This is a genomic window from Labrenzia sp. ATLA3 (assembly GCF_057180185.1).
The window spans coordinates 57632-69333 of record NZ_JBXUKV010000007.1 but is presented as its reverse complement, the minus strand read 5'-3'; the positions used below and the strand labels follow the sequence as shown (position 1 = coordinate 69333).

At 59.3% G+C, this 11702-nt stretch carries 10 protein-coding genes; 3 read left to right on the top strand and 7 right to left on the bottom strand.

What is annotated here, in order from left to right; translation table 11 throughout:
* Window positions 1–95 precede the first annotated feature (95 nt).
* The 3 genes from AC2A6O_RS19475 to ileS form a co-directional block, all read right to left on the bottom strand.
* On the bottom strand, window positions 96–803 hold the full coding sequence (locus AC2A6O_RS19475) for a hypothetical protein (RefSeq protein WP_148585255.1): 708 nt from the start codon (window positions 801–803) through the stop codon (window positions 96–98).
* A 78-nt stretch (window positions 804–881) separates the two neighbouring features.
* On the bottom strand, window positions 882–1415 hold the full coding sequence (gene lspA / locus AC2A6O_RS19470; RefSeq protein ID WP_148585254.1) for a signal peptidase II: 534 nt from the start codon (window positions 1413–1415) through the stop codon (window positions 882–884).
* 21 nt (window positions 1416–1436) lie between these two features.
* Entirely contained in the window at window positions 1437–4397 is a 2961-nt protein-coding gene (gene ileS / locus AC2A6O_RS19465; RefSeq protein WP_498929553.1) for an isoleucine--tRNA ligase, read from the bottom strand.
* Window positions 4398–4752: 355 nt separating this feature from the next.
* Between ileS and AC2A6O_RS19460 the strand changes: the two genes are divergently transcribed.
* Complete coding sequence (locus AC2A6O_RS19460) at window positions 4753–6060, top strand: glycosyltransferase family 87 protein (protein ID WP_498929551.1); 1308 nt, start codon at window positions 4753–4755, stop codon at window positions 6058–6060.
* Here the strand turns inward: AC2A6O_RS19460 and AC2A6O_RS19455 are convergent.
* The 3 genes from AC2A6O_RS19455 to AC2A6O_RS19445 all read right to left on the bottom strand — a co-directional run bounded on the left by AC2A6O_RS19455 (window position 6052) and on the right by AC2A6O_RS19445 (window position 9050).
* Entirely contained in the window at window positions 6052–6987 is a 936-nt protein-coding gene (locus AC2A6O_RS19455; RefSeq protein ID WP_498929549.1) for a DMT family transporter, read from the bottom strand. The two genes, AC2A6O_RS19460 and AC2A6O_RS19455, sit on opposite strands and share 9 nt — an antisense overlap.
* A gap of 260 nt (window positions 6988–7247) precedes the next feature.
* Window positions 7248–8246, bottom strand: a complete 999-nt coding sequence (locus AC2A6O_RS19450) for a bifunctional riboflavin kinase/FAD synthetase (RefSeq protein WP_148585251.1) — start codon at window positions 8244–8246, stop codon at window positions 7248–7250.
* A gap of 357 nt (window positions 8247–8603) precedes the next feature.
* A complete protein-coding gene (locus AC2A6O_RS19445; protein ID WP_498929547.1) occupies window positions 8604–9050 on the bottom strand; it encodes a MaoC family dehydratase in 447 nt (148 codons plus the stop codon).
* Window positions 9051–9301: 251 nt separating this feature from the next.
* On the opposite strand from AC2A6O_RS19445, the gene AC2A6O_RS19440 reads away from it, so the two are divergent.
* Together AC2A6O_RS19440 and AC2A6O_RS19435 are read left to right on the top strand one after the other, a co-directional pair.
* Window positions 9302–9685 (top strand): response regulator, encoded by a 384-nt coding sequence (locus AC2A6O_RS19440; RefSeq protein ID WP_006935666.1) that lies wholly within the window; start codon window positions 9302–9304, stop codon window positions 9683–9685.
* 200 nt (window positions 9686–9885) lie between these two features.
* Window positions 9886–10551: a protein phosphatase CheZ gene (locus AC2A6O_RS19435; protein WP_148585249.1), complete on the top strand. Its 666-nt coding sequence runs from the start codon at window positions 9886–9888 to the stop codon at window positions 10549–10551.
* 216 nt (window positions 10552–10767) lie between these two features.
* Here AC2A6O_RS19435 and AC2A6O_RS19430 read toward each other — a convergent pair whose 3' ends face one another.
* Window positions 10768–11643, bottom strand: a complete 876-nt coding sequence (locus tag AC2A6O_RS19430; RefSeq protein WP_498929544.1) for a TIGR01459 family HAD-type hydrolase — start codon at window positions 11641–11643, stop codon at window positions 10768–10770.
* Window positions 11644–11702 lie beyond the last annotated feature (59 nt).

Sequence of the window (11702 nt, the reverse complement as noted above, 5' to 3'; positions counted from 1 at the left end):
ACCTCCGGATCTACCTCCATATAGGAGGTGTGGTCCGGAGGTCCCGTTACATTTTTGTCATTTGACGCGTGAGCGAAGGTCCGCTCAACGATCGATCATTTACAGAAAGCCTGATCGCCTTCCAGGCAACGCGGATCGAGCGGCTTGGCACTGTATTCGTCGTAATTGGTCGGCTTGCCCTTTTTCTTCACGACTTCGGGCAATGGTGCATCTGGCGACGGCGTGCTGTAGCCGGTGGGCGGGTCGGTCAGATAGCGACGCGAAGACAGGCCGTTCTGTTCGATACCGGCCTGCTGGGACCGCAATTTCTGCAAGCGCTCCCATTCGGCTTTCTGCTCCGCACGGGTCAGCTTGCCACCTTCGGTAACTTCGTTGAAACGCCGCTCTGCTTCCAGGTCGCGGGTCTGGCCGGTCGCACCGGTAATCTTGAACCCGCGCGCCTGTTCCGGCGTCAGTTTATCGCTGTTCATGCTACCGGCCTTGCCGGAACTGGCATAAATTTCCTTCAGCTTGGTCAGCTCTTCGTTCTCGCGCTGATCAGGCCAGTTCTTATCGTTCACGCCGGCGACATTGGTCTCCGGCTCAGGCAGGCTTGTCGGCTCCGCGGGCATGGCAAGGGGCGCACGGGGTTTGTATTCGATCGGCTTTTCGTTCGGATCGACAGCGCCAAGGCCTTTCATGACCGAATTGACAAGGGCGACATCCGGTGCCTGGCTCGTGCCATCTGCCGCCTGGCACGCGGCCAAGCCGGCCAGAAGCACCAGCACTGCAGAATTCTTTACAAACCCAACTAACGTCCGCACTGCGCAGACCCCTCGATTTCTCATAAAAAACAGCCGGCAGCACTCCGCCCGCGATCAGTCTTAGCCCAGCCTAAACCACTATTTTACGGCTGAATTAGGACCAATTCGAAAACTGTCATACAGGAGAGCGACGACGCCCGCAACGATCCACACATCCGCCATGTTGAACACGTACCAGGAGAACGTGCCAACATGGAAATGGACGAAATCGACCACGGCGCCAAAGGCCAGTCTGTCGATGCCGTTGCCGATCGCTCCGCTGATGACAAGCGCCAGAGCGAGCGCCAACAGGCGCGACTGGCAACGCGCCGACCAGATCCACAGTCCAATGGTGACCGCAACCGTCAAGCCGGCCAGAAGCCAGCGCCCCAGTTCGGTGTTCTGCTGGAACAGGCCATAGGAAATGCCGCGGTTCCAGACCAGCACGAATTCCAGAAACGGCAGAAGATCAACCGGTCCGTTGTGGCGAAGATCGAAGCCGTAGAGAAGCCAGAGCTTGCTGATCTGGTCGATGGCAACGCCCATCAGCACGATCAGCAGCACGAAGCTGCTGAAACGGCCCCAGAGGAGGGGCCGTTTCGTATCTTTGGAAGATGTTTCCTGAGGTGTCATCGTGACCGGAAACCCTGCTGCTCAGCCCGCGGCATGGGCGGCGTCCCATTCACGCAGGGCAGCTGCATCGCGCAGGGTCACGTCCGGATAGTCCGGATCGGAGCCGACTTCCGGCAGCACCTTCCAGGAACGGGCGCATTTTGTGCCATCGGCAAGACCGGGCACAACGGCAACACCCTTGGTGTCGCTCAGCGTGAAAGCGCCTTCCGGTGCCGGCTCGCTGCTGAGCGTCAACTGGCTGGTGATGGCGATGTCTGCCATGTCCTTGCCCTGGATCGCGTCCATCAGCTCCGGGTCGGTTACATGCACGACCGGGTGAGCTTCCAGCGACGAACCGATCCGCTTCTCGCGGCGCTCGATTTCCAGCGCGCCGGTGATCACGCGGCGCACCGTCTTGATCTTCGCCCATTTGGCTGCCAACGCATCGTCGCGCCACTCGGCCGGAATGTCGGGAAACTGCTGCAGGTGAACGCAAGTGTCCTCGCCGTGCCGGGACGTCCAGCTCTCGTCCATGGTGAAAGGCATCATCGGTGCCAGCCAGGTGACCAGGCAATCGAACAGCTTGTCGATCACGAAGAGAGAGGCCTTGCGGCGCACGGAGGAGGCCGCGTCGCAATAAAGCGCATCCTTGCGGATGTCGAAATAGAAGGCCGAAAGTTCCACCGTCATGAACGTGAACAACTGGTGGAAGACCTTCTTGTAGTCGAACTCCCAGTAAGCTTCGCGGATCATCTTGTCGAGTTCGTACAGCCTGTGCAGCATCAGCCGCTCCAGCTCCGGCATATCGGACGCGGCAACTTCTTCGCCGGTGGCATGGGCAAGGGACCCCAGCATCCAGCGCAGCGTGTTGCGCAGCTTGCGGTAGCTGTCGACGCTGGTCTTGATGATCTCCGGCCCCAGGCGCTGGTCTTCCCAATAATCGGTGGAAGCCACCCACAGGCGCAGGATGTCGGCGCCATACTGCTTGATGACGTCCTGCGGGAACACCTGGTTGCCGAGGGACTTCGACATCTTGCGGCCGTCTTCGGCCATGGTGAAGCCGTGGGTCAGAACGGCGTCATAGGGCGCATGGCCGCGTGTGCCGCAGCTTTCCAGCAGCGAGGAATGAAACCAGCCGCGATGCTGGTCGGAGCCTTCCAGATAAAGGACGTAATCCTGGCCGCCATCGGTCTTGCGCTTGGGCGCAAGGTCTTCACGCTGTTCCAGCACGAAGGCATGGGTGGAACCACTGTCGAACCAGACATCCAGAATGTCCGTGACCATGTCCCACTCGTCGGCCTTGTAATCGTTGCCCAGGAAACGCTGCTTGGCGTCGTCCGCGAACCAGGCGTCGGCACCTTCCGATACAAAGGCATCGTAGATGCGTTTGTTGACGGTTTCGTCCTTCAGCACTTCCGCGCTGTCCTTGTGGATGAAGACGGTGATCGGAACACCCCAGGCGCGTTGGCGCGAGAGCACCCAGTCCGGCCGGTTTTCGATCATCGACCGCAGACGCTTCTGACCGGCACCCGGCACGAAGCGCGTCTCGTCGATGGCGGTGAGCGCGCGCGTGCGCAGCGTGTCGCCTTCGCCGGAAAGCTGCTTGTCCATATAGACGAACCATTGCGGCGTGTTGCGGAAGATCACCGGTTTCTTGGAGCGCCAGGAATGCGGATAGGAATGCTTCAACCGGCCGAGACCGATCAGGTTGCCGCTTTCCTTCAGCTTCTCGATAACGGCCTTGTTGGCCTTGCCCTTTTCGCCCTTGTGCGTGATGACCTCGCAACCTTCGAAGCCCGGGGCTTCCTTGGTGTAGAAGCCGTCATCGGCAACGGTGAACGGGATGGCGGTGTTGATGCCGCGCGCTTCCAGATCGGCCCGCTTGGTCATCCAGATTTCAAAGTCGTCCGTGCCGTGGCCCGGAGCGGTATGGACAAAGCCCGTACCCGCATCGTCGGTGACATGGTCTCCGTCCAGCAGCGGCACGTCGAAATCATATCCGCCGAGGTCGAGACCGGCCAGCGGATGGGCGCAGGTCAGCGTTTCCAGCTCGTCATTGCTGACGGCCCGTACCCGTGTGAAATCGGTGATGCGGGCATTCTTGAACACTTCGCCGGCAAGCGCATCGGCCAGGAGCAGCTTGTCGCCCTTCTGGACCCAGTTGTCGTCCGGCAGCCCGTCCTGCGTGACCTCGTAAAGGCTGTAGTCGATACGGGAGGAATAGCTTATGGCGCGGTTGCCCGGGATGGTCCAGGGGGTGGTCGTCCAGATGACGACGGCTGCGTCGAGCAGTTCCTCGACAGCGGCCTCATCGCGTCCACCAGCGCTTTCAATCGGGAATTTCACCCAGATCATGTCGGACTGGTAGTCCTGATACTCAATCTCGGCTTCGGCAAGTGCGGTCTTTTCAACAACCGACCACATCACCGGTTTGGAACCGCGATAAAGCTGGCCGGACGTGGCGAACTTCATCAGTTCCCGTGCGATGATGGCTTCACTCTCGAAGCGCATCGTCAGGTAAGGATTGTCCCAGTCGCCCTCGATGCCGAGGCGCTTGAATTCCTTGCGCTGCACGTCGATCCAGTGCTCGGCGAATTCCCGGCACTCACGGCGGAATTCGTTGATCGGCACCTCGTCCTTGTTCTTGCCCTTGGCGCGGTACTGTTCCTCGATCTTCCATTCGATCGGCAGGCCGTGGCAGTCCCAGCCCGGCACGTAGTTGCTCTCGTATCCGGTCATCTGCATGGACCGGGTGACGATGTCTTTCAGCGTCTTGTTGAGCGCGTGGCCGATGTGGATGTTGCCATTGGCATAGGGAGGCCCGTCATGCAGCACGAACTTCTTGCGGCCCTTGCCCTGTTCGCGCAGCTTTTTGTAGACGTCCATCTGTTCCCAGCGGGCCAGGATTTCCGGCTCCTTCTTGGGAAGTCCTGCACGCATCGGGAATTCGGTCTGCGGCAGGTTCAGCGTTTCGGAATAGTCGCGTTTATCTGTCTCGGTCATCGTCACGTCGATCCGGTCGTTCGGGCCCTGGGCCCGCGTCATTTGTCAGGATGATTGCCGTCCCGTTTTCGGGCAGCAACATGAAATCAGGAAGTCCCGGTCCCTGGCGCCGCATTGCCGCGTCAGCCGAAGGCCGGGCAAGTAATTCGCGTAATCGCGGTCGTCGGTCTGGCGACGACTATGAGAGCCGTGTGTTGCATGGCAAGGGACATAGCAGCACTTCGGCGATGAATAAAGATGTTCCGGCAAATCCTGTGTTGTTTGTCTGCGCTCTACCGGCAGGACTGTCTGAAATTGGCTTCAGGTAACCGAATATGAATGTCTTTGCGGCATGGATAGGCCCGGATTGGGACGGGTGAGCGACGGACAGACCGGCAAGATGGCCAATGAAGCGAAACAGATGGCGATGGGATCGCCGGAAGCGGTGGAACAGGCGAGCCTCTGGTCCCGCGGGGTCGTGACCGGCGACTGGCTGAGCTGGGACAGGATCGGCTTTGCCTGTCTGTGTTCGGCCATCGGTTTTACGCTCGGTCTCCTTTGGATGCTGGTCGTGCCCAACAGTTTCGGTGCGCCCAATGGCACATTGCTGATGGATTACCTGAGCTTCTGGCTCGCGGGGGGGCAGGCCCTCAACGGTACGCCGGAGGTGGCTTACAGTCCCGCCGCGTTTTCCGCGCTCCAGCAGCAGTTCACCGGATCGGATACCGTCTTCGGTTTCTTCTATCCGCCCACTTTCCAGATGCTGCAGATGCCACTCGCGCTTCTGCCCTACAAGATTGCGTTTGCGGCCTTTATCGGGATCACCACCGGGCTTCTGTGCCTGGCTTGCCGCCTGATTGCGGGCAACTGGTTGCTGGCTGCCTGTCTGATCCTCGTTCCCGCCTGCGCCAACAATGCCTTTCATGGGCAGAACGCGGCTCTCACAGCAGCGCTTTACGGTTTCTTTCTTGTCGGGATCGAACGGCGGCAGATGCTCTGGGCAGGTGTTGCGCTGGGGCTGCTGACCATCAAGCCGCAACTCGGCATCCTGATCCCGCTGGCCCTGGTTGCCAGTTTCAATTGGCGCACGTTCCTCAGTGCCTCGGTCACAACGCTGGTGTTTGCGGCTCTCAGCGTCGCGGTGCTTGGCTTTGGCGTCTGGCAGGCCTTCTGGGTGCAGGCACCGGTTGCCTCGGCCATGATGGAGCTGGGCGGCGTGGAATGGGTCAAGATGATTTCGGTCTATGGCGCGGGCAGGGTACTCGGGCTTGCCCACCTTCCGGCCATGATGCTTCAGGCCGCCTTTGCCCTTGCTGCTGCCCTCTGCGTGTGGCGCGTCTGGCGCCGGACGGAGGCTATGGCCGTGCGGGCCCCGGTCCTGGTCGGCGGCACCTTGCTGGTAACGCCCTTCGCCCTTTCCTATGACCTGACGCTGATCATCATTCCCTGCGCTTTCCTGATCCGCGAGGGGCTCAGAAACGGTTTTCTGCCCTACGAGAAAATCGCGCTGTTCATCGTCATCGGCCTGTCGGCTTCCACCAGCCCGTTTGCGATCTGGCTTGGCCTGCCGATTGCGCCCGTCCTGCCGGTAATTCTTGTCTGGCTGGGCCTGCGCAGGCTGCAATCGGTTGCCGCCGGTGCCGAACAAGGCGCACCCAAAGGTGCGGTTGCCCAGTCACTTTGACGCCATCTGTCTCAGCTTTCGCTCCCGGTGGGTGATGTAGAGCCCGCTCATGATGATGAGAGCAATCCCGAGCCAGGTCGGCCCGTCCGGGAAATTGGCAAAAACCAGATAGCCTAACAGGGTCGCACTGACGATCTCGATATATTGCAGCGGTGCCAGCAGGCTGGCGTTGCCGCGTTGAAACGCGGAAACGACGAGGCCGTGGCCGGCAAAGGAAATCAGACCGATCAACGCCAGCAGGCTGGACTGGGGCACATCCGGCATCACGAATTCCGTACCTTCGATGCCCGTCAGATTTCCGATCAGAAGCCCGATGCCGAGCAGCACCGAGCCGGACAGACCGGCGCTGAACTGGATGGTCAAGAGATCGTCGCGAACGGGGTAGAGCCTGTTAAGCAGCAGGTAGAAGGAAAACAGAACGGCGGTCACCACCGGCAGCAGGCTGAAAAGACCGACTTCGGCCAGTGTCGGCCGCAGCACGATGATGGCGCCCAACAGACCAACGAGAATGGCGCCAATCCGGCGCGGGCCAACCTGTTCCTTCAAGAGCACAGCCGCAAGGATGGTGAGCACCATCGGCTCGATGAAGAAGATTGAGATCGCGGTCGCTACCGACATGTATTTGACGGCGGTAAAGAAACACAGGGACGCGGTGCCCAGAAAGATACCGCGCAAATAGTTCACCACCGGCTGTTTGCCCCTGAGCTGAAGGAGCTGGCCGGTCAACAGTGCGATTGCGAGGCTGAACAGAAACTGGAAGAAGAAGCGGCCGAAGGTGATTTCAAGCGGCGGCAGGTCCGCTGACAGATATTTGGCGGTAATATCCATGACCGGCAGCAGCAGCATGGCCGACGTCATCAGAAAAATCGCCGTTAGCGGGTTCTGCTCGACGCCCTCTGTCTGTGAAGAACTGGATTGACGCTTCATCGTGCTGCAACCTCCGGAGCGTCTTCACCAAAGAAAACCGCACAAACTGGGATATCGCCGCCTATCCGACGATCAGACGACCGCATTGGACATCGGCTGGCAACAAGGAAAGGGCCGGACAAAGACCCAAGGGTATGGACCCTCGTGTTGAGTGCCGCAGCATCAATCTCCGGTCCGACTTCCTTGTGAAGTCGAACACCGCTCGGGGCAAGCCGGGAAAAGGCTGAACCGTCAGAATCGAGAAAATAATTGGCGGCGGTTCAGGCGGAAAGGTCGAGCAGCTTCATGTCGAGTTCGGACAGCGGCTGCAGCGATCCCAGTGCGGCGCGGGCTTCTTCGCTGTCCCTGTCCATCTGGGCGACCAAGGCCTCGACCGTATCGAACTTTTCCTCGCCGCGCAGATAGGATACCAGGTGAACACGCAGCGTCTTGCCGTAGAGATCGCCGGTAAAATCGAACAGGAACACTTCAAACAGAGCAGCGCCGTTGTCGAAGGTCGGGCGGCGGCCGTAACTGGCAACACCGTCATGCCAGGCGCCATCGACACGGACCTTGACCGCGTAGATGCCCTGTTTCAACGGGCAATCCTCGACCAGGCTCATATTGGCTGTCGGGTAGCCGAGGTCGCGGCCCCGCTTGTCCCCATGGCGCACGTCCGCGTCGAAGAACCAGCGGTAGCCCAAAAGGCCGTTCGCCTGCGCAACATCCCCCCGCGACAGGCTTTCGCGGATCCGGGTGGAGGAAATGATCTCGGCGCCTTCGTCGTCCTGCTGCTGCACGATTGTCACGCCGAAACCGTGATTGGCACCGGCAGAGCGCAGATAGTCAGGCGTGCCCTGTCGGGCTCGGCCGAAGTGGAAGTCATATCCGGTGACCGCATGGGAGATCCCGAGCGTATCGATCAGGATATCCTGAACGAAGGCGTTGGCCTCGATGCCCGCAAATTCCTTGGTGAACGGCAGGATAAGCGCGCCGTCGAGCCCGCACAGGCGCAGCAAGTCAAGTTTCTGCTGCGGCGGTGTCAGACGAAAGACGGGTTTGGACGGATTGAAGACCGTCCGCGGGTGCGGCTCGAAGCTCATGGCATAGACAGGATGATGTGTCCCGTGACCGAGGCCGAGAGCGGCCTCCAGAACAGCCCGGTGCCCCCTGTGAACGCCATCGAAGTTGCCAATGGCCACGATGCCGCCTTTCAGGGCCGCCGGAAAGGCATCCAGATTTTCGATAATCGGAAAGCTGGAAGGATCTTTGGAGCTCATGCGGCAAACTTTCGCGCAAGGATGACGGCAGAACGGACCGTGGTGCCGGCCAGTTTTGCAGGAACATGCCAGCAAACCCCGGAGAAGGTCCTGCCGACTTTGGCGTGGAACCTGCCGTCAAGCAAAGCAAAGGTCAAGATGGGTATGTGCTGAAGACCTGGGAGTTGACCTTCGCATGAAGACGAAATGGCATTTCCCATGTCCTTCGGAGTTGACCGGATTGGCCCTCTTCAGGGGTGCGAAAGCTTGAAAATGAGTCGCATTTCCTGTGCGTCCCCCTTGAGGACGACCAATCCACCTCAAACCAGTCAACCTTCGTTCATTGGTTCACACCCACGCCTTTGTGGACGCTGTCCGTTAAAGACCTGATTGGTCCTCGTCACGGCTTGGAACCTTCACCAGCGCTTCCCCCTCAAGGACGACGTTGCCTTCGACACTGCAGATACACGACAACCGGGCCCGATTACCTCGCTCCATCAGTTCCTCGACGGTAACCGTCACCTTGACGTCGTCGCCGATCCTGACCGGGGCCTTGAAGTTGAGCGTCTGCGAAAGATAGATCGCGCCGGGGCCGGGCAGCCGGGTTCCGAGCACGGCCGAAATCAGGCTGGCCGTATAGAGGCCATGGGCGATTCTCGTCTTGAAAGGCGTACGGGCCGCAAAATGTTCGGACAGATGAATAGGGTTTCGGTCGCCGGATACTTCCGCAAAGCCCACTACGTCCGAAGAACTGACGTGCTTTACAAGTTGTTCACTCATACCCACCGAAAGATCTTCGAAGCAGAGTTTTTGCAGTTCCAACATCACGGTTTCCGCCCTTTTTTTGCTTGATTGAGAGTAGGCGGACGCTAGGCGGTGCAAGGTTTTCTGGCAATTGTGCTTTGGGCGAAGAAAAAAAACGTCCGCTATTAACGGTCTTTTCAGGGGCGGCCCGTAGATTGTGTTGAGTGTGGGGAGGTGAGGACACAATAATGTGTCGCTCTCCTTCGAAGTCATAACGCGTTTCCACCGGCCCACGGCCAGGGGCCGCGCAAATTGACAGTATGGAGTAGACAATGGCCCTTGATCTTCAGATGCCGGTCCTCGTGGTCGATGACTACAAAACGATGATTCGCATCATTCGGAACCTGCTCAAGCAACTTGGTTTCGAAGACATCGACGATGCTGCGGACGGCACCGAAGCTTTGGAAAAAATGAAACAGCGCCGCTATGGCCTGGTGATTTCCGACTGGAATATGGAGCCGATGACTGGTTACGAACTGCTCAAGCAGGTTCGTGCCGACGGCAGCCTCAGCAAAACACCGTTCATCATGGTGACTGCTGAATCCAAGACGGAAAACGTGATCGCCGCCAAAAAGGCCGGCGTGAACAACTACATCGTGAAGCCCTTCAATGCTCAGACATTGAAAGGCAAGATCGAGGCAGTCTTCTCCGACTAATTTCTTGCACATGGCGGGGGACAAGCCCTGGGGCGCTCCCCCGCCAGTGCCGGACGGATGCACATGATCGGCGCGGTCTTGCTGGGCAGGCAGGCCGGGTTTGTTCTGGCGCACCCGAGAAGTAATAGCGGTTCCTTAGTACTTCGGTTCTGCGCTTCGGAGGATGCTCCCAATTGGAAAGGCTCGACCTAGTGGCTAGCATGAAACAAGAAAACATTGCCCGAGTCATAGACTTCCTTGAGGAAAACAAGAACAGGGAAGGCGAAGTTTCTCTGACAGACGTAATGCATCTTGCAGAGGTCATGTCAGGTTCGATGCATGATTTCCTGTCGACGGTCCAACCGGCCATCACCGAGGAACTGACTACGATTGCCAGAGAAATCAGGCGCATGAAGGATGAAATATCCCAATTGCGTGCCAATGACATGACAGGCAGCAAGATCCCGGACGCCGGACGGGAACTGGATGCCATTGTGGAGGCGACTGAAAAAGCCACCAACACAATCATGGAAGCGGCTGAAGACATCATGGGGGCTGATGCCAGCGACCACGATGCCTACCAGGAACTGGTCAGCAACAAGATGATCAGCATCTTCGAGGCCTGCACCTTCCAGGACATTACCGGCCAGAGAATTTCCAAGGTGGTTGAAACGCTGCGATACATCGACGAGCGCGTCACCTCCTTCATCGAGCAACTGCGCATTCCGGAAGATCTGGATGCGAACGTGGTCGAATCCGAGGCGGAGCGTCGCAAGCGCGAACTGATCCTTCACGGTCCGCAGCATTCCGGCGAAGGCGTGTCGCAGGACGACATCGATGCCCTGCTGGGCGGCGCCCAGGCGGATATCGACAAGCTGTTCGACTGATCAGACATCGCAGCTCAAGCTTTGAAAGGCTCCCGTTTCGGGAGCCTTTTTGCTATCTGAAGCGCTTTTCGTTTGGTGCCGAGCGGCATGCGATTTCTCACCTACCCGGTTTCTCGCTCACCCGAGCGCTCACCTTGGCTCTTGGCCCGATTGGCCAAAACGTCCGAATGCTTGCAGGCTGTCAGGCGTGTCCAGTCCGGGAAGATGGTCGGCGGATCACCACCAGAGGCGCGGCAAGGCAGCGCGTGCGCGCAGGCCTTCTTCAGCAAGGCGGCGACGAATCAGGTGTTCGTCCGGGGCATCGCTGGGGCCGAAGTCGGAGGCATGAATGCCGGCGGTGATGAACAGCACGTCGAGATCCTGTGACACTGCGCCACGGATGTCGGTCGGCAGACCGTCGCCAATGGCCAGAACATCTTCCTTGGCAACCTCTTCACCGGCAAGCTTTGCAAGACGCTGCATCGCCGCATCGTAGATCGGCGCATGCGGCTTGCCGAGAATCGACACTTCGCCACCCAGATCTTCATAAAGGCGAGCGAGGGCACCTGCGCACCAGATCAGGCGATCGCCGCGTTCCACCACGATGTCGGGGTTGGCGCAGATCATCGGCAGGCCACGGTCGGCCAGCTTCTGCAGACGCTCGCGATAATCGTCCGGGGTTTCGACCTCATCGTTTTCCAGACCGGTGCAGCTGATGCCTTCCGCTTCCGCGTCATTCATCGTGAAGGTGGCTTCAAGTCCGTGATACAGCGGCTGGTCCCGGTTCGGGCCGATGTGCAGAAGGGTCTTCGTTCCCTGAGCCACCAGAACGTCCCGGGTCACGTCGCCGGAGGTGACGATGTCGTCATAGGTGCCGTCCGGCACGCCGAGGCCTGCCAGCATCTCGCCGACCTGTTTGGCCGGGCGTGGCGCATTGGTGATCAGCACCACCTTGCCGCCCGCTTCCTCGCGGAAGGCCCTCAGGGCTTTGTGCGCTTCTTCAAAAGCCGATACACCATTGTGCAGCACGCCCCAGACATCGCACAGGATGCCCTTGTAGGACGGGGCGAGGGTGCGGAGCCCCTCAACAAGAAGCGGTGCAGAAACTGTCATGGCGGGTCACTCGGATCTGGGTAGGTCTGATAAGCTTTGCTCAAGAATCGACGCAAACT